Annotated in this window: 21 protein-coding genes and 1 tRNA gene; 6 read left to right on the top strand and 16 right to left on the bottom strand. The window is 57.5% G+C overall.

From position 1 onward, the window contains the following. Positions 1-100: 100 nt before the first annotated feature. Together GN111_RS08505 and GN111_RS08500 are read right to left on the bottom strand one after the other, a co-directional pair. Complete coding sequence (locus tag GN111_RS08505; RefSeq protein ID WP_155303350.1) at positions 101-2071, bottom strand: ABC transporter ATP-binding protein; 1971 nt, start codon at positions 2069-2071, stop codon at positions 101-103. Then, entirely contained in the window at positions 2061-3797 is a 1737-nt protein-coding gene (locus GN111_RS08500) for an ABC transporter ATP-binding protein (protein WP_155303349.1), read from the bottom strand. Before GN111_RS08500 ends, GN111_RS08505 begins: the two co-directional genes overlap by 11 nt. Positions 3798-3894: 97 nt before the next feature. On the opposite strand from GN111_RS08500, the gene GN111_RS34395 reads away from it, so the two are divergent. Continuing rightward, positions 3895-4056, top strand: coding sequence for a zinc finger domain-containing protein (locus GN111_RS34395; RefSeq protein ID WP_353740197.1), 162 nt, complete (start codon positions 3895-3897; stop codon positions 4054-4056). On the opposite strand, the gene cobC is transcribed toward GN111_RS34395, so the two are convergent. From cobC to mfd, 14 genes are all read right to left on the bottom strand, one after another. After that, positions 4051-4698: an alpha-ribazole phosphatase gene (gene cobC / locus GN111_RS08490; RefSeq protein ID WP_155303348.1), complete on the bottom strand. Its 648-nt coding sequence runs from the start codon at positions 4696-4698 to the stop codon at positions 4051-4053. The two genes, GN111_RS34395 and cobC, sit on opposite strands and share 6 nt — an antisense overlap. After that, positions 4695-5858 (bottom strand): DVU_1551 family NTP transferase, encoded by a 1164-nt coding sequence (locus tag GN111_RS08485; protein WP_155303347.1) that lies wholly within the window; start codon positions 5856-5858, stop codon positions 4695-4697. The genes cobC and GN111_RS08485 overlap by 4 nt, the downstream gene beginning before the upstream one ends. A 58-nt stretch (positions 5859-5916) precedes the next feature. Then, complete coding sequence (locus tag GN111_RS08480; RefSeq protein WP_155303346.1) at positions 5917-7758, bottom strand: BRCT domain-containing protein; 1842 nt, start codon at positions 7756-7758, stop codon at positions 5917-5919. Positions 7759-7838: 80 nt separating this feature from the next. Continuing rightward, the gene (locus tag GN111_RS08475; protein WP_155303345.1) at positions 7839-8600 is read right to left on the bottom strand and encodes a nucleoside phosphorylase; all 762 of its coding nucleotides are present in this window, start codon (positions 8598-8600) and stop codon (positions 7839-7841) included. A 235-nt stretch (positions 8601-8835) separates the two neighbouring features. Then, positions 8836-9090, bottom strand: a complete 255-nt coding sequence (locus tag GN111_RS08470) for a hypothetical protein (protein ID WP_155303344.1) — start codon at positions 9088-9090, stop codon at positions 8836-8838. 121 nt (positions 9091-9211) lie between these two features. Next, on the bottom strand, positions 9212-11287 hold the full coding sequence (glyS, locus tag GN111_RS08465) for a glycine--tRNA ligase subunit beta (RefSeq protein WP_155303343.1): 2076 nt from the start codon (positions 11285-11287) through the stop codon (positions 9212-9214). 9 nt (positions 11288-11296) lie between these two features. Then, positions 11297-12166, bottom strand: a complete 870-nt coding sequence (gene glyQ, locus GN111_RS08460; protein WP_155303342.1) for a glycine--tRNA ligase subunit alpha — start codon at positions 12164-12166, stop codon at positions 11297-11299. Between the two features lie 285 nt (positions 12167-12451). Then, positions 12452-13504 (bottom strand): GHMP family kinase ATP-binding protein, encoded by a 1053-nt coding sequence (locus tag GN111_RS08455; protein WP_155303341.1) that lies wholly within the window; start codon positions 13502-13504, stop codon positions 12452-12454. A gap of 65 nt (positions 13505-13569) precedes the next feature. Further along, the gene (gene recO / locus GN111_RS08450; protein ID WP_155303340.1) at positions 13570-14367 is read right to left on the bottom strand and encodes a DNA repair protein RecO; all 798 of its coding nucleotides are present in this window, start codon (positions 14365-14367) and stop codon (positions 13570-13572) included. Positions 14368-14373: 6 nt separating this feature from the next. Beyond that, positions 14374-15726, bottom strand: a complete 1353-nt coding sequence (mgtE, locus tag GN111_RS08445; protein WP_155303339.1) for a magnesium transporter — start codon at positions 15724-15726, stop codon at positions 14374-14376. 100 nt (positions 15727-15826) lie between these two features. Further along, positions 15827-16549 (bottom strand): helix-turn-helix domain-containing protein, encoded by a 723-nt coding sequence (locus GN111_RS08440; RefSeq protein ID WP_155303338.1) that lies wholly within the window; start codon positions 16547-16549, stop codon positions 15827-15829. A 44-nt stretch (positions 16550-16593) separates the two neighbouring features. Then, positions 16594-17586: a peptidylprolyl isomerase gene (locus tag GN111_RS08435; RefSeq protein ID WP_155303337.1), complete on the bottom strand. Its 993-nt coding sequence runs from the start codon at positions 17584-17586 to the stop codon at positions 16594-16596. 29 nt (positions 17587-17615) lie between these two features. Then, positions 17616-18401, bottom strand: coding sequence for a SurA N-terminal domain-containing protein (locus tag GN111_RS08430; RefSeq protein WP_155303336.1), 786 nt, complete (start codon positions 18399-18401; stop codon positions 17616-17618). Between the two features lie 6 nt (positions 18402-18407). Continuing rightward, positions 18408-21881, bottom strand: coding sequence for a transcription-repair coupling factor (mfd, locus tag GN111_RS08425; protein ID WP_231715702.1), 3474 nt, complete (start codon positions 21879-21881; stop codon positions 18408-18410). Positions 21882-22265: 384 nt separating this feature from the next. On the opposite strand from mfd, the gene GN111_RS08420 reads away from it, so the two are divergent. The 5 genes from GN111_RS08420 to GN111_RS08400 all read left to right on the top strand — a co-directional run bounded on the left by GN111_RS08420 (position 22266) and on the right by GN111_RS08400 (position 25257). After that, the gene (locus tag GN111_RS08420) at positions 22266-22853 is read left to right on the top strand and encodes a DUF1287 domain-containing protein (protein ID WP_155303334.1); all 588 of its coding nucleotides are present in this window, start codon (positions 22266-22268) and stop codon (positions 22851-22853) included. A 15-nt stretch (positions 22854-22868) separates the two neighbouring features. Then, positions 22869-23744 carry an alpha/beta hydrolase gene (locus GN111_RS08415; protein WP_155303333.1) on the top strand — a complete coding sequence of 292 codons (876 nt, stop codon included), beginning with the start codon at positions 22869-22871 and terminating at the stop codon, positions 23742-23744. Next, the gene (locus GN111_RS08410; protein ID WP_155303332.1) at positions 23741-24397 is read left to right on the top strand and encodes a class I SAM-dependent methyltransferase; all 657 of its coding nucleotides are present in this window, start codon (positions 23741-23743) and stop codon (positions 24395-24397) included. Before GN111_RS08415 ends, GN111_RS08410 begins: the two co-directional genes overlap by 4 nt. A gap of 125 nt (positions 24398-24522) precedes the next feature. After that, positions 24523-24966 carry a hypothetical protein gene (locus tag GN111_RS08405; RefSeq protein WP_155303331.1) on the top strand — a complete coding sequence of 148 codons (444 nt, stop codon included), beginning with the start codon at positions 24523-24525 and terminating at the stop codon, positions 24964-24966. Between the two features lie 215 nt (positions 24967-25181). Then, positions 25182-25257: transfer RNA gene (locus GN111_RS08400), tRNA-Thr, on the top strand. The last annotated feature ends 104 nt before the right edge of the window (positions 25258-25361 follow it).

The raw sequence follows: 25361 nt of genomic DNA, 5'->3' as shown, positions 1-25361 counted from the left end.
CAGGAGGTAACCATCCAGCAACGCTACCAATTTTAAAATCAGGCGATGGTTGCCCGAGGGTGCAAAGTACGGTTTGCCAGGCAGGGCAGCGGCTGTAAGTTCAATCGTCCTGCAACCGATAGAGCCGGTAATAGGTGCCCCTTTTCTCCATCAAATCCGAGTGGCTGCCCGATTCCACCATCACGCCTTTGTTGAGCACCACGATGCGATCGGCGCTGCGGGCCGTGGTGAGTCGGTGGGCCACCACCACGCAGGTGCGCCCGCGCATCAGGTTGGCGATGGCCTGTTGCAGGTGCACTTCGGTGTGGGAATCAACATAGGAGGTCGCTTCGTCCAAAATGATCATTTCCGGATCCATGGAAAAAGCGCGGGCCACCGAGATCAACTGGCGCTCGCCGCTGGAAAGGGAGGCGCCACCCTCCGTAATCCGGGTGTCCAGGCCGTCCGGAAAACGATCCACCAGTTCCTTGCAGCGGGAGGTCTCCAAAATGGTCGCCTGCTGCTCGTCGGTAAGTCCGTTGGCGGCGAAAAAGATATTGTCCTTAAGGGTGCCGGTGAACAGAAAGGGATCCTGCATGACCAGGGCAATGCGGCGTCTCAACGCTTCGGGGGCGATCCTCAGGCCGTCGATGCCGTTAAAGAGAAGTCTGCCGGCAGTGGGATCGTAAAAACGCACCATCAGGTTGACCAGAGATGTCTTTCCCGATCCCGTGGCGCCCACCACGGCAATGGTTTTTCCGGCGTCGATGGTCAGATCGATATTTTTCAGGACCGGTTCTCCCGGGGTGTAGGCCAGAGACACCGAATCGAAACGAATCCGATCCAGCGGCCCTTTGATTGGCGACCGTTGTAAGTCTGCCCCGTTGCCGGGTGCGGTGTCCAGAAGCAGGAAGATCCGTTCGGCGGAGGCCAGGGCATTTTGCAGGATATTGTATTTTTCGGCCAGGTCCCGGATGGGACGGAAAAACATCCGCATATAGACGATAAAGGCGGCCAGTGCGCCGATGCTCACCGTGCGGTCCAGCACGTGGCCGCCGCCGTAATAGATCACAATGGCAATGGCGGTGACGCCCAGCATCTCGATGACGGGCATGAAAACGGCAAAGATGTTGATCTGGCGCATCCCCATCAGATAGTTTTCGTGGTTGGTTTGCCGAAAGGCGTCGAAGTTCTCCTTTTCCCGGCCGAACGTCTGGATCACCTTGATACCGGCAATGGTTTCGGAAAATCGGGTATTGATTTCGGCCACCTTGATGCGCAGTTCCCGAAATACGTCCCGGACCCGGCGGGAAAATCCGAAGGTGGTTGCCACAACCGCCGGCGTCACCACAAAGCTGAGCAGCGCCAGGCGCCAATCCATGGCCACCAGAACCACGGCGATGCCGACCAGCAGAAACATGTCCTTGAATACCATGGAGATGATGGAGGTGAACAGCTCGTGCATGTTCTGGATGTCGTTGGTCACCCGGGTGACCAGACGGGCAACCGGATTGCGGTTGAAAAAGCCAAGGGGCATGTTCTGGATGTGCCCGTAGAGGGTTACCCGCAGATCGTGCATGATCCGGTGGCCGGCCAGCTCCATGATCAGGTTCTGGGCAAAGGTGAATCCGAAAATGGACACCACCACCGCCAGAAAGAGAAGGGCGATGCGCAGCAGGCCCGAAAAATCCTCGTGGCGCAGCCGGCTCAGGGAGCTTCGGTCGAGATGCGTCAGGTCTTTCAGACCGATGGTTGCAGACCCGTCTTCGACACGAAACAGCTCCGGACGCTGCCGGACCACCTTGGCGACGACCGGATCATTAATGTCCACCCGAAGACGCTGCACCGGCTTCTTTGCGGCCGCGTCCCGGCCGTCGGAGATGCGCTCCCGGGGAACGATATGACGATCGATGATTTCTTTGGTGATATAGGGAACCGACAGCTCCAGCAGGGTGATGGCCACCACCAGAACAACGGACAGGGCCAGTTTGGCGCGGTGGGGGGTGGTGTAGGAAAACATCCGCCGCAGCAGTTTCCAGTCATAGGATTTTCCCAGGCGCTTTTCTTCCTCGTATCCGTAGTCAAACCGCATCTTCGATCTCCTGCAGGCGCCAGGCCCGGGCGTAGTAACCGCCCTCGGCCATCAGTCGGGTGTGGCTGCCAGCGCTGACGATACGCCCGCTGTCCATCACCAGGATGCGGTCCGCATGGCGCACGGCCGACAGGCGGTGAGAAATGACGATCACGGTTTTTTTACCCGACATGGATTGCAGGGTTGCCACGATGCGGCCGGCGGTGCGGGTGTCCACCTGGCTGACCGGATCGTCGAAAACCATGACGGGAGCCTCGTTGAGCAGGGCCCGGGCCAGGGCCACCCGCTGCTTCTGTCCGCCGGAGAGGATGACGCCTTTTTCTCCGACAACGGTGTCGAAGCCGTCGGGCAGTTCACCGATGGTAGTGTCCAGCGCTGCCAAACGGGTGACGCGGTGCAGCTCTTTTTCAGAGACCTCGCCTGCACCGAAGGTGATGTTTTCCCGCACGGTGCCTGCGAAGAGGAAGGGTTCCTGGGGGGCCATGCAGATCAGGGAGCGAAGGGACTGGATCTGCAGCTGACGGATATCGGTGCCGTCGATGCGAATGCTTCCCGAATCCAGATCGTACAGCCGGATCAAAAGATTCATCAAGGTGGTTTTGCCGCTGCCCGGCGGGCCGACAATGCCCAGGGTCCGACCCTTTTCCAGTTCAAGGTCAATGCCGTCCAGAACCCGTCCGCGCTGGGGATCGTAGGTAAAGCGGACGTTGTCGAAGGTCAGGCTGCGCTCGAATCCGGAAAGGCGGATGGCATCCGGGGCTTCGGGCAGTTCCGGCCGGGTCTGAAAAATTCCGTTGAGCCGGTCCAGGGAGGCCCGGCCGCGCTGGATGAGGTTGGTCACCCATCCCAGGGCCATCATGGGCCAGGTGAGCAGGCCCAGATAACTGATGAAGGCCACGAAATCGCCCGGTGTGATCCGGGCGAAAATGGTTTCGCGGCCACCCTGGAACAGAACGATGGCCAGGCTCAGGTTGGTGAGCATCACCATCAGGGGAAAAAAGCTGCCGGTGATTTTCACCAGGTCGATGTTTTCCTGCACGTAGGCATTGGAGATTCGGGCGATCTCGCGCGTTTCGCCTGCCCGGGCGTTGTAGGCCAAAATCACCCGGATGCCGGCAAACCGTTCCCGGACCGCTTCGGTGAACTCGGCAAAGGCGTTTTGTACCCGCTTGTAGCGGCGATGCATCCGCCGGCTGAAAAAGCGGGTGCCGATTACGATGAAGGGCATGGGGATCAGGACGTATAGGGTCAGTTCGAGATTGATGTAAATCATGAACCCGATGGCCGCCGATCCTAAAAAGAGCGCGTCGTTCAAAGCCACCAGCCCCATTCCGGAGGCCATGCGCACCTGCTGGATATCGTTGGTGGCGTGGGCCATGATGTCGCCGGTGCGCATCCGGTCGAAATAAGCCGGCGACAGGGTCTGGATATGAGAAAACAGCCGGTTGCGCAGCGCTTCTTCGGTGAAGCGGGCCGTTCCCAGCAGGCAGCGGCGCCAGAAAAAACGGAAAAAACCGATGCACAGCCCCAAAGCGACAACGATCAGGGCATCTTCCAGCAGGCTGCTGTGATCCGTCTGCATGAGTGTCAGATCGTCCACCGCCCGTTTGATGACCCGGGGAATGAACAATTGAAGCAGATCCACGACGATCAGGCACAGCAGGCCAAAAAGAATCCGATAGCGGTTGGCGGCCAGGTAGGGTTTTATCAGTTGAAACGATTCCATCGGACCTCATGGTTGACGGGCTCGTAAAGAGTCTCCAGACATGTCATTCCCTCGCAGGCGGGAGTCTATAACTATTTGAAAATAATGGATTCCCGCCTTGCATGGGAATGACATCAATGGACCAAATTTGCCTAATTCCGGACGGACACTGATTGGAAAAATAAGGCAGGAAAGGGGAGGGGTCAAATGCCGACGATGCCGGCATCCAATCGAAACGGTCGGCATTGGAACCCGGACCTTGCATGCCTGGCTTTCATAGATCAGGGTCCGGAAGAAGGTTCACGCACTGCGGCCGGATGCCGCCGGGCCGCCGATCGAGAATGTTCAGGGCCGCTGGTCCCTGATCGATGCGAAAGAGGTTGGCCGTCGGCATGCCCAGAAGATGGCACAGCAGTACGCGGTTGACCCCGGCGTGGCCAACGAAAAGCAGGTTGCCGTCGTTTCTCCCGACCTGCCGCTCGAATACCCGAACCACCCGCTGTTGAAGGTCGTTGAAACTCTCTCCGCCCGGCGGACGGAACCCGGCGATGTCCCGGCCCCGCTGCGCAAAGGCATCGGGATACAATTGTTTGACCTGATCGAAGCGCATTCCCTCCCACTGGCCCAGGTTGATTTCCCGGAATTCGGCCAGCGGCGTGATGACGGCACGGTTCTTTTGGGCGATCACGTCGGCGGTTTCCCGGCACCGCTGAAGATCGCTGCAAAAGATGGCGTCTAAAGGCCAGTCGATCAACTGCCGGCTCCAGAACTTGGCCTGTCGGCGTCCTTTTTCGCTCAGCGACAGGTCGGTCTGGCCGATGAAGCGCTTTTCGTTGTCCGCGGTTTGAAGCGATCCGTGGCGCAGCAGAAAAATCTTTTTCTCACCATCGTCTGCCAGCCAGCTTGTCAGGATGTTTTTCATAAGCCATCCCTGCCTGCGGTATCGGCGTTTTCATGAAGGGGTGCCAGCAGTTGGGAAATGGTACTGCCGGCCGCCCGCTCCACTTTGGCCTGAATGTCCAGGGCGGCCTGGCGCCGCCTTGTTATGGCCTTGGCGGCCTGCGGATCTTGGCCGAATTTTTCGAGTTTGGCGTCAAACCGCCGGTTCAGATCGACGACGGCGCGGCCGGCGACCAGTTTGTCGGCCAGATGAACGATCTGGGCTTCATCCAGTGGGGCCTCGGGCGTCACCCGGATTTCCATATGGACGGCAACGACGGCGGCCATGTCGCCAAAGTCCATCGCCTCCAGCAGGCGGGCGCCGGCCCGCGCATGGTTTTTTTCAAGCCGGGCCACATCGTGCACCCGGGCCGCGGCGTCGATCAGGCCGATGTCGAGGCTGCCGCCACGGGCATTGATTGCCTCGGCCAGGGCCCGGGCCACTCGGGCCACCTGCCGGCAGTGATGGACGATGGCAGCAGGCAGTCCCTGGACGTCGCGCATCAGCGCCCGGCATTCTGCTTCGGTGAGAAGATTGCCGGGCTCCAAGCGGGCGGTCAGGCTTTGGTAATCGGACTGGGTATCCAGGTCCAGCAATATGCCTTCGTCGGCCACCGGAACTTCTCGGGCCTCGGCGTCGAAACGGCTCAATAGAGCCCTCAGCCCCCCCTGGCCGTCATGATCGGCAATCGCGTTCTCCAGGTCCTTGCGGATCAGCGGGGGGTGGCCCCGCCGCCCGTCGAAGACGGGGTAGACCACCGGCGACGGGTCGTTGCCGGCGGCATCCAGCAGCCAAGTCAGAGTGTGTGGGCGAACCAGGGGAATGTCCACCGGATGAATGAAAAAAAAGGAGATGTTTCTTGGCAGCGTTTTTACTCCGGCAACCACCGAGGAATACATGCCGTCGGCGTAAAGGGGATTTTCGACTACGGTCACGGGGCGGCCGGCCAGGGCGGCCCGGATCTCGCCGCTGCGGTGGCCGGCCACCACGCGGATGTCGGCAATGCCGGCCCGACAATAGAGATCGACCACCCGATCCAGCACACGGCGTTCGCCCAGTTTCATCAACGGCTTGAAGACTTTCATCCTCGAGGAGAATCCGGCGGCCAGGATCACGGCGGCGGTTTTATCGGAAAGGGGCATGGGAGAATGTCCTGTTAAGGGCTCTTCAGTGGCGACAGGGAAAAGCGTTTTTCTCTTCTCACGAATTGCCGAGCATCTCCAGATACTGATCCTCGGTGAGGATGGCCACCTTCAGTTTTCCGGCTTTGTTCATTTTCGCGGCTCCGACTTTCTCGCCGCAGACCAGATAGTCAGTACTGCCGCTGACAGCTGTCTGCACCCGGGCACCCAGTTCCCTGGCCCGGGCCTGCATGGTCTGACGGTCGCCGTGAATCATTTTTCCGGTGAAGACGATGCCCTTGCCGGCAATGGGGCTGTCCACCGCTTCCTGATCGGCAACCAGCGGTGTGCGCTGGAGATTGAAATTCAGGTCCAGCATGTGGACGATGGTGCCGGCCATGTCACGAATGCTTGCGGCAATGCTCTGGCTGGTCTTTTCACCGAACCCCTTGATGTCGATCAGGTCTTTAGGCTCGATGGCGGGGACGTTTTCCAGCGGAATGTGGGCCAGCAGCTTGCGGCTGTCCCCGGTGCCCAGGTTGGAGATGCCGAAAGCGGCCAGAAAACGCCAGTCCTCCACCGGCTTGGTCCGACTGATGGCGATGGCCTCGGCCAGGTTTTTCGACTGGACGGGGCCGAAGCCCATTTCCCCGAAATCCGATTCGTTCAGCCGGTAGACCGCTTCCAGACTGTCGTGCCCCTTGTCCACAATTTTCTGAATGGTCTTGATGCCGAACCAGTCGGCATTGCCCAGAATCCGGAACCAATGGCTGATGCGCTGCTCGATCTGCGCCCGGCAGTGTTGGTTGGTGCACTTGAGAAAATCGTTTTGCCAGCTCAAGAGCAGGCCGCAGCTGGGACAGGTATCGGGCAGATGCACTTCTCCTCTGGCCTCGACGACTGCTTCCAGTTTGGGAATCACTTCGCCACTGCGGATGATTTCGATGCTTGTGCCGGGACCGATGCCCAAATCGCGGATGTTGCCCGCATGGTGGGCGGTCACGCGACGGATGGTGGCCCCGGAAAGCGGTACCGGCTCCACGATCATGACCGGGGTGATATTGCCGGTGCGTCCCACCTGCCACTGAACGTCGACAACGGTCGTCTCGGCCGTCTGTCCCTTGGTCTTGATGGCGATCTGCCAGCGGTAGTGGTGGGCCGTGGCACCCATGCGCTGCTTGAGTTCTTCGTTGGTGACTTCGGTAACCACTCCGTCGGTGGGATAATCCACCCCGGACAGAATTTCGTCGACCAGTTGCCGGTGCTGTTCGATCAGTTTTTTCCCGTCAACGACGATCGACGGTTTGACCTGGCTGTACGGGTAGAAATGGACCATGCCGTCATCCAGTGCGCGTTTGGCGTTTTCGTTGAGGGTGTCCGAGGAGACGATGCCCACCACCATGTTGCGCGGGTGTTCGAAGAATTCGGCCATGTGCTGCTCGAAATAGGATCTGACCACAACGATTTCGCCCACACCCTGGCCGCGGCCGCCGATGGGAACCACGCCTTTGGCAAAAGCACTGGAAATCTCGTAGCCCACTTCGCCGTTGCCCCGGGTGGCGAAGATGTCGCCGTCATCCCGGCCGGCCAGACCGTCCAGTTTGGGAGTCAGCCGGTATTCGACCGGTCCGATGCCGAGCGCGTCGGCCTCTTTTTGCACCCGGGCCACGAAGCGCTCCAGTTGATCCTGGGTGTAAGCTTTTTCGATGGAAAGCATGGGCACGGGGTGGCGGACTTCCCGGCGGCCGGGGAACTGCTCGGGTTCCACGGCCTGGAGAAAGGAATGGTCCGGCGCCACGGCGCGCAATTGTTCGACCAGTTGATCGTATTCGGCGTCGCTGACCAGGGGTGCGCCCTGGCGATAGGCCTGGTTGTAGGAATGCAACAGGTCGACGAGTTCGTTGATGTCGGATTTTTTCATCTGCTTTGGTTTTTTAATAAGGCTTTAGGGGCGTAAGATTTTTCGCCCCTACCGGATCGTTTGTTCTCACCGATCACAGGTCACCGATCACCGTTCCCCGTCGCAATTCCATTCGCCAGGGTCAACGCCGCCCGGCAGGCTCTCTCCCGGGCCGCTTTAAACTGCGGGGTTCTGAAGCCGGGGCGCCAGGTGTAATCGGAGAGTTCATCGGAAACTACCAGGATTCCGGCCGCTTCCATTTCGCGAAACGCGGCCACCGTAAAAATGGCCGACATTTCCATTTCGACGGCCAGCGCACCTCTTGACTGGTAATATTTCACCTGTTCCACGGTTTCGCGAAAAATGGCGTCCGTGGTCCAGACGGCTCCCTCATGAAAAGACGCGCCGTGATGCTGGAGGGACAGCCGAACCTGATGCACCAGTTGGCGGGCAGGCAGCGCCACCCGGCATGAAGGGTCGCAGTAGTGGCCGGAGGTGCCTTCATCCACCATGGCGCTGTCCGGCAAAATGACATCCCCGGCCTTGACGCCGCCGGATACAGCCCCGCACCAGCCGATAAAGACGATCGTACTTACGCCCCAGACCTTCAGCGATTCGACGATCATGGCCGCATAGGGGGCGCCGATCAAAGGGCCGATCAGGCTGTAGCGAAGCTGGCTATCGGGGTCCGCACAGACATGCAGGTCGCTCATGTAAAGCTTGCGGCGATCCACCACGGGGATCCTGGCCAGCTCGGCAAGCAGGCGCAGGTCCGCCCCGGTGGCCGCCACAATGGCCAAAGAGCCGGTGTCCGGCGGTTTTTTTCCTTTTACGGGATTAACAATAGCGCGGCGGTCAGGCATTGTCTATGGTTCGAGATCAAGCTTTTGGACTGCGTTATCGGTCGTCGCGGTATTCATTATACAGCTTCCTCCCTCTGGCCTTGCCAAAAACTTGATCTCGAACCATAGACATGCATTACAAATTGGGTCAGGTCCGCTGGATCTGGATGGAGGCCCCTTGGGGAGATTTTGAATCATGCCTGCAGGCAAACGCAATGGACTGAGTCTGCCTGCAGGTGTGATAACTTGTTATGAATCAATCGGGGCGCTGCAGGTCGGTCAACTCGTCCTTGATGTCGTCCATGGTGTCGTAAAGCCAGAGGATATCCTCGATGGTCAGACGGCCGGCCTTGACCGGGGCGCGGTCGCTGCCGTCCTTCTTTTTGAGAATGCGGGGGCCGATCTGCACCTTGGCTTCTCCCTGGTCATAGCGGTTGATGGTTACCACCAGGCCGGTTTCCGGGCATTGCCACTTTTTGAGAACTTTATCCTTATCCGGATCGAAAGGCATAACACCTCCATAATAGTTTAGGGATTGAGGGATTATGGAATTGAGGAATTATCTAGTGGTTCGACTTTTTTTCCCTGAATGCCTCAATTTCCAATTGTTCGATTCAATCGGCAGCGCCGGGTCAGGTCGATATCTGCGAGAAATCCGCAATCTGACCAAAGATGGCCGAAATGGATGCCAGCAGGGCCAGACGGTTGCGGCGAACGGCCGGGTCGTCGGCCATGACCATGACGTCGTCGAAAAAGGCATCCACCGGTTCGCGCAGGCCGGCGATAACGCCAAGGGCGCTGTCCAGATTCCCCTGTTCCATAAGCATTTTTACCTGACCGGCGGCGGTCTGGCTGGCGGCATGCAGCGCCCCTTCCGAAGCGTGGGCAAACCGGTCCGGGTCTACCGCTGCATCTTGATCCAGATCCGCTTTTTTCAGGATGTTCTCCACACGCTTGAAAGCCGCGGCCAGCGGATCGAAGCCCGCCTGCCCTTTGAGTTTCTGCAGGGCCGCCACCCGGCGTTCCACATCGGGTATCCGTTCGGCCGAAACGCTGGTCACCGCGGCGATGACGTCTTTGGCCAGTCCTTCGTCGGCCAGCAGGCGGGCGAGGCGATTTTTAAGAAAGGTCAGCACTGCGGATGCGGTTTTCTCCGCCGGCTCGGTGCTCTTGTCGGCGAACAGGGCCACCCCTTTATTCACCAGATCGGCCAGGGAGACGTTGATGTTGCGGCTTCTCATGATCTGCAGGATGCCGATTCCCTGGCGTCTCAAGGCATAGGGATCGGCGGCGCCGGTGGGAATCAGGCCCACGGAAAAGCATCCGCAGATGGAGTCGATCTTCTCGGCGACGGAGAGCAGGGCGCCGGTTTCCGTCTCGGGCAGACGCCCGCCGCTGTGGGTCGGCCGGTAGTGCTCTTCGATGGCGGCTGCCACGTCGGAGTTCTCCCCCGCGACGGTGGCGTAGATGCGTCCCATCACACCCTGAAGCTTGGCGAACTCGCCGACGACCTGGCTCACCAGGTCGGCTTTGCACAGATGGGCCGCGCGGGTCACCTTCTCTTTTTCGGCGGGGTTGACGGCATCGGCCAGCCACGCGGCCAGGGTTTTCACCCGCATCACCTTGTCGTACAAGCTGCCCAGTTTGGCCTGGAAAAGAACGCGTTTGAGATTTTCCACCCAGGTTTCCATGGGTACCTTGACGTCGGCCCGGTAAAAATACTGGGCATCGGAAAGCCGGGCCCGCAGGACGCGTTCATGGCCGGTGGCCACCAGGTTCATGTCCCGGGTGAGGGTGTTGTTGACGGCAATAAAACCGGGCATGAGTTTGCCGGCTGCATCGGTCACGGCAAAATACTTCTGGTGTTCACGCATGGCCGTGATGAGAATTTCTTTGGGTACTTCTAAAAAGACGTCATCGAATCGGCCGGCGGTGGCAAAGGGCTTTTCCACCAGGTTGGTGACGATGTCCAGAAGTTCTTCGTCGGCCAATACCTGCCCTCCCATGGAGACGGCCGTTTTTTCCACTGCGGCGGCAGTCATCTTTCGGCGTTTGTCGATGTCCACGACGACATTGGCTTGTTCCATGGCGGCCTCGTAGGTGTCCGGCGAGGCAATGGCGACTTTTCCCGGACTCATGAACATATGGCCCAGGGCCTTGCGACCGCTTTTGATGCTACCGTCCAGGGCAAAGGAGACGACCTTGGTGCCGTAAAGCGCCACGACGCTCTGGATGGGCCTGGCGAACTGGATGGAAAGATCCGCCCATCGCATGCTTTTCGGGAAAGGGGTGGCCAGAATCGCATCGGGCAGGATGTCCTTGAGCAGCGTGACGGTGGCCTTTCCGCGCAGGGTTTTGCGGGCACTCAGATACCGGCCTTTCTCGGTCTGGACCACTTTCAGGCTCTTGAGGGCCACCCCCGCTTTCTCGGCGAATTTCTTGGCGGGCATTGTTGGATTGCCCGCCTCGTCGAAGGCAATCTTCTCCGGAGGACCCATGAGGTCTTCGGTTACGGTTTCCTGTTTGGGCGCTACCTGTTCCACGGTTACCGTCAACCGCCGGGGCGTGCCGCAGGTAAGGGCCTGGCCATGGCCGATGCGGGCGGTGTCCAGACGGCTCAGCAGATTTGCGGCCAGGGCGTCCAGCGCCGGCTGAATGTAACCTGCCGGGATCTCCTCGGCACCGATTTCGAGCAGTAAAGTCTCCATGATCACCTCTTATCTATTAATCAACGGAAATCCCATGGCTTCGCGCTGCTTGACATAAGCCGTGCCGCAGGCGCGGGCCAGGTTGCGGATCCGTCCGATGTATCCGGTTCGTTCGGTGACGCTGATCGCGCCCCGGGCATCCAGCAGGTTGAAGGTATGGCTGCATTTGAGCGTGAACTCGTAAGCCGGCAGGACCAGCCCGTCGGCAATGATCCGCTGGGCCTCGGCCTCATACTTGTTGAACAGGTCCAGCAGCATTTCCACGTCCGCAATCTCGAAATTGTAGGTGGACTGCTCCACTTCCTGCTGGTGGTGCACCTGGCCGTAGGTGACCGTGTCGTTCCACTTCAGATCGTAGACATTGTCCACTCCCTGAAGGTACATGGCGATGCGTTCCAGTCCGTAGGTCAATTCGACGGAAATGGGAGACAGCTCCAGGCTGCAGGCATGCTGAAAATAGGTGAATTGGGTACACTCCATGCCGTCCAGCCAGACCTCCCAACCCAGTCCCGAGGCGCCCAACGTGGGCGATTCCCAGTCGTCCTCGACAAAACGGATGTCGTGCTCCAGCGGATCCACGCCCAGGGCCTTCATGCTCTGCAGGTAAAGCTGTTGGACATTGGTGGGCGAGGGCTTGAGAAGCACCTGATACTGGTAGTAGTGCTGCAGGCGGTTGGGGTTGTCTCCATAGCGGCCGTCGGTGGGGCGCCTGGACGGCTGTACATAGGCCACGTTCCAGGGCTCGGGTCCCAGTGCTTTCAAGGTGGTGTGGTGGTGAAAGGTGCCGGCACCCACTTCCAGGTCATAGGGTTGAACCACGACGCAGCCCTTGCGCGCCCAGAATCTGTCCATTGTGAGAATCACATCCTGAAAATTCATGCGGGTTTCCTCAATTGTAAATATCGATAGTCAATCTATTCTATAACTTTATGTTTCCCGGGGATTTTGGACCGGAGTCACGGCCCGATAAACGCCTTTCGTAGCATTATCGCCCGTATTTCACAAGAGCGCGATTTGCTCGTGCCAGGGGGGCTGCATTTAGAATTCGTATTGTTGCGTTGACGCAACGTAGACGCGGTTTACCCGCGCCCGATAAACAAAGGCGGGAATGAGTCCAGTCACTACACTTCTGTATTGATCAAAAAAGCTTCTGTCTGAAGGCATTCAGCGGACCCCTTCGGCGTCGATCCGGCAGTCGAGGATTCCCGCCGAAGATCGCCGGTCAAGCAGTCGTTCCCATTTGGGTTTCAGTTCGGCCAGGTTGTTTGGATCGCCAAGGGCCCACAGGCAGCCGCCTCCGCCGGCGCCGGTGAAGCGGGCACCGCACCCGAACCGGACAGCGGCGGCTGCCAGGCGATCGCCCAGGTCATCGAGCACCCGGGGCGTCATGGTTTTGCGAATCGCCGTTTCACGGTTCATGGCCTCGACGGCAATGTCCATATCCAGGCGTTGGATGGCGTCGGCAAAGGTCTGGGTCAGGCTGACAATCTCCTCCCACTCTTTTCGGTGGCTGCCGTCGATGAATTGTCGGATCCAGGTCCCGTTGACATCTGTTGAAACATGGGTCACTCCCAGGTACGCCACCAGCAGATGGCGGCTGAGACGATCCAGGTCCTGCCCCGTCACCAACGGCCGGCGGATGAAGGGCAAACGCCCCGGATCGGCCGTCCAGGTCCAGGCATTGACCCCGCCGAAAGCGGCTGCAAGCTGATCCTGCAATCCGCAGGGCACACCGGCCACCCCCTGTTCGACGGCGTGGGCCAGCAGGGCCGTCCCGTCGGGGGACATTTCCTCGCCGTCCATTTTCTCCCGGACCATGGACAAGGCCCTGATCAGGGCAACGGCTGCCACCGAGGATCCTCCCAGTCCGCTTTTGGGCGGCGATGCGGACCGGATGCGGATATGGACCCCTTCGATGCCGAAATAGTCGGCCACGGCGAACATCAACCCCAACGGGTGGTCGTAAGGGGCCATCCCAGGACCGAAAACCGCGTCCTCGAATCCCGCCGAGGCAATCCGGATGCGCCTGTCGCTGCCGGCCTGCACGCGGACCTCCGTGCGCAGGTCCAGCGCCAGGTTCACCGTTGCCGGTTTTTGGTGCCGCAACGGATAGTGGAAGCTCCCGATGTCCAGGGTGCCTCCGATGTCGACCCGGCAGGGGGCGGAGGCGGTGATTGGTTGACTGTCAAGAATAGGGGCGAGGTTTCCGAGTTTCATGGTTACGATTTCAATTAAAATAAATATGTTGAGAGTTAAGTGTTAAGCAAAGGATGATTGTCGATTTAACACGTAAAACGGAAAACTTGCTTCTCCAATTCCTTTCTCACCGTCCGCAGCACCCTCAAACTTTTCGGCGACTTGCCGATATGAAACGGGACGAAAGATTCCAGAAATGTCAGCCCCTCGGCAATGGCTGCTGCCGTGAAACGGACCCGGGCGGCCCGTTCCAGGTCACCCGTGTCGGTCCAGTTGAGCTGTTTCAACGTGCCCTTTGAAATTCTGGGCCGGTCGTTGGACGAACCCATGCAGGTCGGACAGGCAATGCCGCCTCTGGCCGGGTCCGAAACCACCACGGCATCCCGAATCTGGTCCAGATTTTTCTTGCAGGTGTGGCAATGGTCGAAATTGGGGCGGAATCCCGCCAGGGAAAGAAACCGCATCTGAAACAGGATACTCAGCACTTCAACAGGCGTGCCGCCGCGATTCAGTTCCGCCAGCACATGCAGGATCAACTGGTACAGGGGTTCCAAGGGTTCACCTTCCGCCATCCACAGGTAGACCAGTTCGGACCAGTAGCTGGCATAGGCCGTTTTGACGATGTCTTCTCGAATCTTGAAAAACGGTTCTTCGAGAGACGCCTCCTGGAGAACCGGCAAACCCTTGCCGCGGCCTTTGGCCAAAACGACGTCGAGGCGGGAAAAGGGTTCCAGAATGCCCGAAAATCGTTTGACGCTTTTTTTGGCCGACTTGGCAATGGCGCTGGTCTTGCCCCCCTGCGGGGTGAACAGGGTGACGATGAGGTCGTAATCGCCGTATTCGATCCGGCGAAGCAGAATGGCCGGGGTGTTCAAACTGGACATGGTCGTTTATATGCCGAGGAATCCGGTGGCGATGGAAAAGTAAAAATAGACGCTGATGATGTCGATGGAAGTGGTGACGAACGGTCCGGTGGCAACGGCCGGATCGATGTTGAGGCGGGCCAGCAGCATGGGCACGCAGGAGCCCACCAATGCGGCCACGGACATGGAGCAGACTACGGCCAGGCAAACCGCCAGGGCCAGCATCAGCGTGCTGTACTGCAGTTGGGCCACCGATCCGATCAACAACCCGTAAACCATTCCCAGGATGAATCCGATGGCCAGTTCTTTGCCAACCACCGACCAGATGTCGCGGATATGGAGTCGGCCGGTGGCAAGACCGCGCACCACGATGGTCGAGGACTGGGTGCCGATATTGCCGCCCATGCCCATGATTACCGGAATGAAGGCCGCCAGGTAGGTGATCCTGCTCAGGCTGTCTTCGAAATGGCCGATCACGTAAAATGCGAAAATGCCTCCCAGGCAGCTGGCAAAGAGCCACGGCAAGCGGATGCGGGTGCTTTTGAAGATGCTCTTGGTTTCCACGAACTCTTCGCCCACACCGGCCATTTTCAGGATGTCCTCGGTGGCCTCCTCGCGAAAAATGTCGATGACATCGTCCACGGTGACGATGCCCACCAGACGATTGCTGTCATCCACCACGGGGACAGCCAGAATGTCGTAGCGGGCCACGAGCTTGGCCACTTCTTCCTGGTCCATGTGCGTCTGCACGGAAAGGACCTCGGTGGTCATGAACGCTTTCAGCGGGGTATAGGGCTTGACCACCACCAGTTGCCTCAAGGAGCAGACCCCCACCAGGTTGCCGTATTCATCCACCGCATAGAGATAAAAGGGCATCTCGACGTCGGCGAATTCCTTTTGAATCTGTTCGATGGCTTCTTTGGCCGTGATTTCCTGATTCAGGGCGATGAAGTCGGTGTTCATAATGCCGCCGGCCGTGTCCTTGTCGAAGCGCATGAGATCCTCGACTTCGTCGGATCCCTCTTTTTTCATGCGCTCGAGCAGGCTGCTGGCGGTTTCTTCGGGCAACTGGTTCAGCAGGTCGGCGACATCGTCGTTGGGCATGGCTTCCAGGATGCCTACCACCGCATCCGGATCCATACCATCGATGAGTTCGATGAACAGATCCTCGTCCAGTTCGCTGAAAAGGATCCCTTTCTGTTCGACGTCGTCGATCATGTCGAACAGCAACCGCTGGTCGGGCAGCGGCAGGCTGCGAAAGAGAATGGAGAGGTCGGCACCGTGGGTTTTGTTGACGATTTTGCGAAGGCGGCTGGTGGCACCCCGGCGCAAAAGACGTTTGACGCTGACGGTTAGGATTTTCTGCCGGTCCTGTTGCATGGCCCTTAATAACGTTTAGGGGGTTGTCGAGCGGGTTGGCTTGTTCGCTTCCGATCCGTTGTTATGACACGTTCGATCTTTCGCTGCAACCGGTTGCCGGTTACGGGATTTTCAAACTGACCACCTGATCGCTGCCGCCAAAGATCTTTACCGGCCGGTCGTCGAGAAAAACTTTCACCGCGGTGGCATTGCCGATCATCAGGTTGAAATCGCTGCTGCCTTCCAGTTCCAGGCGTTCTTCGGCCTTCAATTTGTAGGACTTGGCATTTTGCCCGTCAACGATGACTTTCAGCCAGGTCTGCTCAACAGCGATGACTTTCAGCTTGAGCTTTTCCCGGGGTTTTGCGGCCACCAGGCCGCGGCCGGCCGCCTCCGATTCTTCGCCGGGAGCCGGCTGCGAAAATGAACGCTCGGTCGTCGCGCTTTCACCCGATGGCGTCGGACTCATTCCGATATCGGTGTACCGGAGCAGCAGCAGGATGCCGACGATGAGTGCTGCCGCCAGCAGCGTGCGTTTGGCTGCACCGAGCTTGGCCCGGCGTCTGAGCTGCAGCTTGCGGGTGGTTTCCTGCTGCTTCAGGTCGGCCCGATAGAGATTGACCGCCAGGTCCGCATTGGCGCCCACGATGTCGGCAATCGTCCGGATAAAGCTCCTGACGTAAGCGGGCGGTGGAAGATGCTCGTGGTCGTCGGCCTCGATGGCCTTGAGGCAGTGAGCCGCTATTCTCGTTTTTGCGGCGACCTCTTCAATGGTCAATTCACGTTTGATCCGGAAGCTTTGCAGATAGCTCCCGAATGTTTCCAGATTGTTTTCGGATTCCATTAACAGGCCTTACGATACGGCAAACATCGCGGTTCCGGCGGTTTTTAATTGACGATTTTTATGTGCGACTGACTGCGCAGCTCATCGAGCCAGGAGACGAATTTCTTGTCCACCACTTCTGTAAACAGTTTTTGCTGAATCTCCGCCTTGACGCTCTCCATAGGCTTGCCTTCACTTCGATTGACGGCTTCCAGGTAAAACAGCTGCAGCCCCAGATCCGTATCCAGAACTTTTGTGGTTTCGCCCGGCTTCAATCCGTCGATGGCCTCCTGGATCAGCGGGGAGAGGGTTTCCATCTCGAATTCTCCGAGATCTCCGCCGTCATTGGCCGTGGGGCTCTGGCTGAACGATCTGGCCAGATCGGCAAAGGACTCTCCCTCCTGGATGCGGGTCCGCAGGATTTCCATCCGATTTCTGATCGTCTGCTTTTCTTCATCGGTAGCATTTTTCGGAACAGCCATGAGAATATTGCGCAGGTGATAATAGGTTTTCCCTCCGTAAATTTCGGGATGGCTGTCGTAATAGCTCTGAATCTCTTCGTCGGTGATGACGATTTTGGATTTGACCTCATAATTGACCAGGCGGGTTCGCAGGACCTGCTCCCGAATTTTGTCGCGGTACTGCTCCATGGTCATATTCTGCTGCTCCAAAAAGCGGCGCAGATCCTCGTCGGTGAAAGAATTGGTCTTTTTGATATTTTCGATGGTATTGTCGATCTGCGCTTCGTCCACCTGGATGTCGTTGCGCTGGATTTCCTGATCGGTAAGCTTTTCGTCCACCAGGCGATTGAGCATCTCCTCACGAACCTGAAAGAGCATCTTGCGCTCTTTTTCCAGGTCGTATCCCTGGCTGCGGATTCGTTGGGCAAAGGGCTCCATGCGTTCCCGCAGTTCGGAAAGCAGGATGATGTCTTCATTGACCACTGCGACGATCCGGTCGATCACCTCGGCGGCCGCCGAGGCCGTAGCCGTGGCTGCGAATACCAGCATCAGCGTTCCGGCGAGACCGGCCAGCGAAAGCCTGCACTTGATTCCCATGGTGTTTTATCCCATATGCCGCCCGGGCATCAGCCGGCGGCGCTATCTTTATCCCTCGCGTATGAGGGTTGAAGCTGTTCCCATAATTCCCAGTTGATTTCCACCTTGTAGCGCTGGCGCAGTCCCTCCATCCATTGGGGGTAGGCGGCTTCCACCTTTTGACGCCGCAACTGCTCCACGATGTGCCGTTCCAGATCCGTTTCCGGTGATGCTTCGGTTCTGGCGGCCAGCTCTTTTTCGTGCGCCTTATAGTAGGCTTCGATGTCCCCGGCGGTAATTTCCAGCGACTGCACCAGTTCCCGGTCCACGACCTTTTCCATGAGCAGCCGTTCCCGTAGCCTTTCCTTCCACAGGGAATAGGGGATGGCGCTTTCCAGCAACATCTCGTCGAAAGCGTCCTCCGGATAGTCCTGTTTGATTTTCTGTATGGCCGCTTCCAGTTCGGCCTCTTCCAGAACGATCCCCAGTTCCTCTGCCCGCCGGTTGACGATCAACTCCTCGGCCATCTGGTGGAGCAGTCGCGTACGGGCGTGGGTGATGGCCCGGGGATCCACGACCCGCTCGTCGCTGTAGGCGATTCGGGCGGCTTCGAAGGCCCGCTCAAACTGGGCCCGCGTGACGGTCTGTTGGTCGGAGCGGATCAGCACCGCCTCATGGGGCGAGGTGCTGTCCGTCTGGCTGCAGGCGGCCGCCGTCAAAAGCAGTGCGCCCAGAATGATCCACTTGGCACCAACGGCCACCGATGGTTGCGATGGCGCCAGCCAGGATCGAGCGCGTTTATAACTTATTGCAACCCTTGTAAATATTTTTCTCATAAACGTTCACGAGTTAACATGTTGCGCTATTTCGATCAAGATGTTTTTGGCCTGGGCCAGCAATGCCCGGGGATGACCTTTGGCGAGCGTTGCCTTAAACAGATGGTCAGGGGTGAATTGGTAGTGCTGCTTGCCGGCGGTCAGCATTTCCACAATGCCCAAGGGACGCTGCTGGTGCGCCTCGCTGAAGGCCAGGACGAGCTGCTGGCCGAATATATCCAACCGCTGGACGCCGGCGCGCACGGAAAGCACCCGCAGCATGATTTTGAGCAGCAGGTTCTCGGCCTCCTCCGGCAAGGTGCCGAAACGGTCCACCAGTTCGGCCTTCATGTCGGAAATGTCCTTGAGGCTGCCCAGCTTGGCCAGGCGCCGGTAAATGGAGAGCCGCTGGTCGATATCGTCCACGTAGTCTTCAGCCACATAGGCGGACATGGGCAGATTGATTTCCGGTTCCAGCCCCTCGGTCAGTGGTTCGCCTTTCAACTGGGCCACGGCCTCTTCCATGAGCTTGAGGAACATGTCGTAGCCGACGGCGGCGATGTGACCGGACTGGGACGCCCCCAAAATGGCCCCGCCGCCCCTGATTTTCAGGTCGTTCATAGCGATCTGAAAGCCGGAGCCCAGATCGCTGTGTTCCATGAGGACCTTGAGGCGCTTCTGGGCATCCTTGCCCAGCCGGCTCTCCTCGGGAATGAACAGGTAGGCGTAGGCCTGTTCGTCCGAGCGGCCCACCCGGCCGCGCAGCTGGTAGATCTGGGCCAGGCCGAAACGGTCCGCGCGGTTGACCAGGATGGTGTTGGCCGTGGCCACATCGATGCCCGATTCGATGATGGTGGTGCAGACCAGCATGTCCAACTCGCGTGCCATGAAACGCATCATGACGTTTTCCAAGTCGTCTTCGGCCATCTGGCCGTGGGCCACGTCCAGGCGGACTTCGGGCACCCGCTGCTTGAGGTAGGCGGCCATGCGTTCGATGGAATTGACATTGTTGTGCACGAAAAAGATCTGCCCCCCGCGGGCCAGTTCGCTGCGGATGGCTTCGCCGATCACGGTGTCGTCGTACTCGCACACGTAGGTGACGATGGCGTGCCGCTGCTCGGGGGGCGTGGAGATGACGCTGATGTCACGGATGCCCATCATGGAAAGGTGCAGGGTCCTGGGGATGGGCGTGGCGGTGAGGGCCAGCACGTCCACCGTGGTCCGCAAACGCTTGATTTTTTCCTTGTGACGGACGCCGAAGCGCTGCTCCTCGTCGATGACGAACAACCCCAGGTCGGCGAAGGCGACATCCTTTTGCAGCAGGCGGTGGGTGCCGATGACGATGTCCACCGTGCCTTTCCGGATCTGTTCGACGATGCGGCGCTGCTCTGCCTTGGTGCGGAAGCGGCTCAGGCAGGCCACCTTGACCGGGTAGGCGTCGAAGCGCTGGGTGAAGGTGGCGAAATGCTGTTCGGCCAGAACGGTGGTGGGCACCAGTATGGCCACCTGTTTGGCTTCGCTGACCGCCAGGAATGCGGCCCGCAGGGCCACTTCGGTCTTGCCGTAGCCCACGTCTCCGCACACCAGCCGGTCCATGGGCCTCGGGCTGCGCATGTCGGCGAGGACGTCTTCGATGGCCTTGAGCTGGTCGGGGGTCTCCTCGTAGGGAAAGTCGGCTTCGAAATTACCGAAATGGCTGTCGGCAGAGCCGTAGCCGTGACCGGCGTTGACCCGTCGCTTGGCGTAGATGGCGAGCAGTTCGCCGGCGATCTTTTCGGCCGACTGGCGCACCTTTTCCTTGGCGCGCTCCCAGGATTTGCCGCCCATCTTGTCCAGGGCCGGCATCATGCCTTCGACGCCCATGTATTTTTGGATCAGGCCCATGCGGTCTACCGGCAAATAGAGCCGGTCGTCGTCACGGTAGACGATCAAAAGGTAGTCGTTGACCGTGCCTTCCAGGTTCAGTTTGACCAACCCCTCGTAGCGCCCGATGCCGTGCTCTTCGTGAACCACCAGGTCTGACTGCTTGAGGTCGGAAAAGGCCAGCAGTTCGGTGCGCACGGATTGGGTCGAGCGTTGGGGCCGTTTGGTTCGCGATCCGAAGATTTCGGTTTCGGTGGCCACCGCCAGGCTGTCCGCCGGCCAGACGAATCCGGTGGACAGGCGCCCCTGGCAGATGGCGATGCGACCCGCCAGCGGATTCCGGGGAAAGGGTTCCCCGGAGACCGGCCGGACGTCGTGGGGCGCCAGGATGGATGCCAGACGGTCGCCCTGACGCCGGGTCTGGCAGGCGATGACCATGGCATGGCCCGCATCCCGGTGGCTTTCGATCCACTGCAGCAGGGGAGCGGCCGGCTGTTCGGTTTTTCGGGCCTGGTCCATGGCCCGGGCCAGGTCGCTATTGTCGCTTGTTTCCGCCTCGATCACCAGCCGGCCCTGGCTGCCCGAAACCGCCAGTTGAACCAGTGATACGGACTCCCGCCGGTCCATTTCGTCCTGGATTTCCGTCCAGCTTAAAAACAGGTCCGACGGTTCCACGCACAGGTGCCCATCGTCGCAGGCCTTTTCGTAGTTGACCTGGGCCAGTTGGGCGCTTTTTTCGGCGGCCCCGGCCAGACCGGCGGGGTTTTCGGCAACAATAACCGCGCTGTCCGGCAGATAGTTGAACAGGGTGTCCATGCGGTCGTAAATCAACGGAGTCAGGCTTTCGATGCCGGGAAACACCCCGCACTGCTTGATGCGCTCCACGATGTCCCGCATGGTGGTGCGCGGCAGTTCCTGCTCCAGGGCCCGAGCCCGGAAACGGCCGACGATTTCGTTGAGGCGATCCTTTTCCAGGGTCACCTCGCGGGCCGGCAGAATCACGGCTTCGTTGACATGCTCCTGGCTGCGCTGGCTGGACGGCGAAAAAAAGCGGATGGTTTCGGCAAAGTCGCCGAACAACTCGATGCGCAAAGGGCGGTCGTACAACGGGGAAAAGATGTCGATGATGCCGCCGCGGACGCAAAAATCTCCGGGTTCCTCCACAACGACGCTGCGGGTGTAGCCGCCGGCCGCCAGATTGGCCACCAGACGGTCCGGCTCGATTTCCTCTTCGGCGATGATCAATTCCGCGAATCCGGTAAGCACGGATTTGGGCATCAGCCGCTGGCGCAGGGCCGACGCTGTGGTCACCACCAGTTCGCGACGGCCTTCGATCAGGGACCACAGCGCCCGGATGCGACGGGCGGCGGTCTCGTTGTGGTAGGACATGAATTTGAACGGCGAAATATTATAGGACGGAAAAACAACCGCCGGCGAGCCGGTTTCTCCCCTGAAAAAATCGATTTCCGCCTGCCGCTGCTCGGCGATTTTGGCCGATTCGGTCACCAGCAGCACCGGCGACCGCAGCCGGCTGCGGATGGTTTCGGCCAGATAGGCGCAGGCGCTGCCGTCCACACCGGAGATAACAACAGGGCCCGTGCGAGCTGCGATATCCGCTGCAAGCTTTTCGGATGCCATTTTTACTTGATTTTGATCTGTAAACAATATCTTGGATCTTTCTATCGCATAGAGACAGGGCCGCCCAAAACACGTCGGCACCTGTCCGGAGTCTTCACGTGGCCCGTTTTTAAGGGATAAAGCGGGGATGATCAATGATTAAACATGATGGGGTTGGAAAAAACTGATATCGTTGTTACATTTTACCCTTCTTCACTGCGGTACACCCTGAATACGCTCTGCCGTGGGCGAAATAATGGTGGGGGGCGTTGCTCCATTAAAAGTGCGTCCGGTAATATGTCCGCTTAAAATACTATATCTGGACTTTGGCTTTACTGACATCAAGGATGGTGGACTCAATCCTGCGGGGGTACCGACCGTGATAATGCGATTAGATGCGAAAAAATGAAAAGATATACCAAAATCCTGATTTTATTATTTTTGCTACAACCCATATCCTCTCTTGCCATATCAACTGACGAATTGATTGAAGCTGCATTGGAGAGAACCCACCATCAGGTGGTTTACGATGGCCGTTATTACGCCATCAAGTATCCAGGTGGAGATGTCCCGGAAGATGTCGGTGTATGCACAGATGTTGTTATACGGTCCTACAGGAAACTGGGCATCGATTTGCAGGAGTTGGTTCACCTCGATATGAAGAGGAATTTCTCTGAATATCCTTCCAAACGAATCTGGGGGCTAAATGGACCGGACCCGAATATCGATCATCGGCGCGTACCCAATTTGCAGGTTTTCTTTTCACGGCATGGTCAAGAATTAAGCGTAACGGATACCCCTCAAGATTATATTCCCGGAGACCTTGTCACCTGGATGCTTCCCGGAAACCTGCCGCATATCGGAATAGTAACCGACCAATACAACCCCAAAACAAATACACCGAAGATTGTACACAATATTGGCCGCGGCCCGAAACTGGAAGACATGCTCTTCAGGTATCCAATCACCGGCCATTACAGGTATCTGCCATAGGAAATTGGATAATCCATGAAACAAACGATCCATTTCGAGTCGCAGGGCCTCAAATGCGTTGCGTGGTTGTTCCTTCCGGAAGGAGAAGGTCCATTTCCCACAGTGATCATGGCGCATGGACTGGCCGCCATTAAAGAAATGAGGTTGGATGCCTATGCCGAGCGATTCTCGGCAGCCGGGTATGCTTGTCTGGTTTTCGACTACCGGCATTTTGGGGAGAGCGATGGCCGGCCGCGCCAACTGCTGGACATCGGAAAGCAGCATCGAGATTGGCTGTCCGCCATCGAATTTGCACGCCGCCAGCCCAATCTTGATCAAAAAAAGATCGTTTTGTGGGGATCGTCGCTCAGTGGCGGGCACGTTCTCAAAGTGGCGTCCATGGCGCCGGATATCGCTGCCGTTATCGCCCAGGTACCGCACCTGAGCGGCTTTGCATCGCTGCGCCAAAGCAGCCTGTCCAAACTGCTTACCTTAACGCTTCACGGGTTTTATGACGGGCTTCGCGGGATATTGGGGCTGAAGCCTCATTACGTGCTATCGAGCGCGGAGCCCGGCCGGCTTGCCCTGATGAATGCGCCCGGCGAGTCGACCGGCTATCTGAATCTCGTTCCCGGCGGTCACCCGTTCGATCGACGGGTTTCAGCGCGCTTTGCGCTGTTTATCGGTCTGTATTCACCCATTCGGGCATTGCCTGAACTGAGGATACCGGTCCTCGTTCAGGTTGGAACCCAAGACATGACAACCCCAGCCAAGCCCGCTGTCGATGTGTGCCCCAAATGTCCCAACGTTCACCTGAAACAATATGAAACCGGGCACTTTCAACCGTATGTGGAGCCAATGTTCACCACCATCGTCGCCGATCAGCTTGAATTCCTGAAAGAAACCCTATGAAAGAGTACAGCGGTCAAAAAATATACGAAAATATCGTTAAGTACTCAGAATTGAAGAATAAGAAGGTTCTCGAAATCGGATGCGGTACTGGACGCATTTCCGCTTTATTGTCCAAAGAAACCAAATTATTGGTTGCGATAGACCCGGATGAAAATGCGATTGAAATTGCCAGGGACAACATTCCGGGAGTCGATTTTAGCGTTGGGTCTGGAGAAAAACTGAATTTTGCCGATAATTTCTTTGATGGGGTAATATTCACGCTTTCATTGCACCATCAGAATTGCCGGAAAGCCCTTCGTGAAGCCGCAAGGGTGTTAAAAAAAAGTGGAAATATTCTTGTGATCGAACCTGTAATCGAAGGAGAAATAGAAAGGGTTTTTGCATTTCTCCATAATGAAAATAATGAGAAAATACTTGCTCAACAAGCGATAATGAACAGCGACCTGTCGATTGTAACATCAGAATTTTTTACAGCAAAATGGATATTTAAAAACGAAGATGACCTGTTTGAATCAATATTCGACTACTATGATATGGCTTTCGATTCTGATGTCGTACTTAAAATTTCCAATTTTTTAGGGGAAAAAATTAAGTCAGCTCCAATCGTCCTGGTAGACAAAATGATTATTCAGTTGCTCAAAAAAACAGCTTAACGCATTGCATCGAAAAAAGATTCGGATTTCGGATATGAGCTGAAAGTGAGCACTTGGCCAAGGACTATTGGCGGACTTGGTTTGCTATCCGAAATCTCCATCGTTGGCGAAAAGGAAAATCCAACATGAAAATACAGCAGGATAATCTTTCTGAAGAAGATAGCAGGCGCAAACAGATTTTCGAAATCGTTCTGATTTTAGTGTTTGGCGTTACTGTTTATGCATTTTCAGCAACTTTCGATATCTTGGAAAAAATTGTTAAGATTTCATGGGATCATGAGTTTTTTGAAATCGATGAGTTGCTGACGGTATCTTTCTTCCTTTCGATTGCTTTGTTGATTTTTTGGATTCGGCGCTGGAAAGATTTGAAGAGATCCTTGTCCGAAATCAAGGTTCTCAGAGGAATCATACCCATGTGTGCATCCTGCAAAAAAATCAGGGATGACGAAGGGTATTGGCACCAGGTCGAAGCATACATTGGTGAACATTCCGAAGCCCTGTTCACTCACAGTATCTGCCCGCAATGCATGCAAGAATTATATCCGGACTTCGTCAAGCAACGCAGATGAACGCCGGGTTTTCCTGTCTGCGGGTAAATTCAGTTTTTCCTGAAGTCAGGAAAGGGTTGATTGTTTTTCGGCATCATTCTATTTTGGTTGGCATGGTTTCCCACGCAGGATCGCGGGAACCGGACATATATATCCACTTGGGGTATTTTTACCCGGCTTGAAGAAACGGCTTGACCATCTGTAAGGCAGAATGATAGTAGGATTTTCGCAATTTTGCCACCGTAGCTCAGCTGGTAGAGCAGCTGATTCGTAATCAGCAGGCCCGCGGTTCGAGTCCGCGCGGTGGCTCCATTGACCATTCCGGGTTCCCCCAGCCTTTTTGTGGGAACCCGTTTCTTTTGGACCGCCTGATTGGCGCAACCTCTATTGCCCTTGCAACCGCCGTTTGTGACCGG

Origin of the sequence: Desulfosarcina widdelii (assembly GCF_009688965.1) — a bacterium.
GTDB lineage: Bacteria > Desulfobacterota > Desulfobacteria > Desulfobacterales > Desulfosarcinaceae > Desulfosarcina > Desulfosarcina widdelii.
The sequence above is the reverse complement of the archived record's forward strand: the minus strand, read 5'-3'. Positions and strand labels throughout refer to the sequence as shown.

Bases quoted from the DNA above. Each gene is read 5' to 3' on its own strand.
- recO (WP_155303340.1), bottom strand. From the start codon at position 14,367: ATGTCCAGTTTGAACACCCCGGCCATTCTGCTTCGCCGGATCGAATAC.
- GN111_RS08455 (WP_155303341.1), bottom strand. From the start codon at position 13,504: ATGAAACTCGGAAACCTCGCCCCTATTCTTGACAGTCAACCAATCACC.
- GN111_RS08480 (WP_155303346.1), bottom strand. From the start codon at position 7,758: ATGAAAAAATCCGACATCAACGAACTCGTCGACCTGTTGCATTCCTAC.
- GN111_RS08435 (WP_155303337.1), bottom strand. From the start codon at position 17,586: ATGGGAATCAAGTGCAGGCTTTCGCTGGCCGGTCTCGCCGGAACGCTG.
- GN111_RS08475 (WP_155303345.1), bottom strand. From the start codon at position 8,600: ATGCCTGACCGCCGCGCTATTGTTAATCCCGTAAAAGGAAAAAAACCG.
- GN111_RS08470 (WP_155303344.1), bottom strand. From the start codon at position 9,090: ATGCCTTTCGATCCGGATAAGGATAAAGTTCTCAAAAAGTGGCAATGC.
- GN111_RS08485 (WP_155303347.1), bottom strand. From the start codon at position 5,858: ATGCCCCTTTCCGATAAAACCGCCGCCGTGATCCTGGCCGCCGGATTC.
- mfd (WP_231715702.1), bottom strand. From the start codon at position 21,881: ATGGCATCCGAAAAGCTTGCAGCGGATATCGCAGCTCGCACGGGCCCT.
- GN111_RS08405 (WP_155303331.1), top strand. From the start codon at position 24,523: ATGAAAATACAGCAGGATAATCTTTCTGAAGAAGATAGCAGGCGCAAA.
- GN111_RS08500 (WP_155303349.1), bottom strand. From the start codon at position 3,797: ATGGAATCGTTTCAACTGATAAAACCCTACCTGGCCGCCAACCGCTAT.
- GN111_RS08410 (WP_155303332.1), top strand. From the start codon at position 23,741: ATGAAAGAGTACAGCGGTCAAAAAATATACGAAAATATCGTTAAGTAC.
- cobC (WP_155303348.1), bottom strand. From the start codon at position 4,698: ATGAAAAACATCCTGACAAGCTGGCTGGCAGACGATGGTGAGAAAAAG.
- mgtE (WP_155303339.1), bottom strand. From the start codon at position 15,726: ATGCAACAGGACCGGCAGAAAATCCTAACCGTCAGCGTCAAACGTCTT.
- GN111_RS08505 (WP_155303350.1), bottom strand. From the start codon at position 2,071: ATGCGGTTTGACTACGGATACGAGGAAGAAAAGCGCCTGGGAAAATCC.
- GN111_RS08430 (WP_155303336.1), bottom strand. From the start codon at position 18,401: ATGAGAAAAATATTTACAAGGGTTGCAATAAGTTATAAACGCGCTCGA.
- GN111_RS08440 (WP_155303338.1), bottom strand. From the start codon at position 16,549: ATGGAATCCGAAAACAATCTGGAAACATTCGGGAGCTATCTGCAAAGC.
- glyS (WP_155303343.1), bottom strand. From the start codon at position 11,287: ATGGAGACTTTACTGCTCGAAATCGGTGCCGAGGAGATCCCGGCAGGT.
- GN111_RS08415 (WP_155303333.1), top strand. From the start codon at position 22,869: ATGAAACAAACGATCCATTTCGAGTCGCAGGGCCTCAAATGCGTTGCG.
- GN111_RS08420 (WP_155303334.1), top strand. From the start codon at position 22,266: ATGAAAAGATATACCAAAATCCTGATTTTATTATTTTTGCTACAACCC.
- glyQ (WP_155303342.1), bottom strand. From the start codon at position 12,166: ATGAATTTTCAGGATGTGATTCTCACAATGGACAGATTCTGGGCGCGC.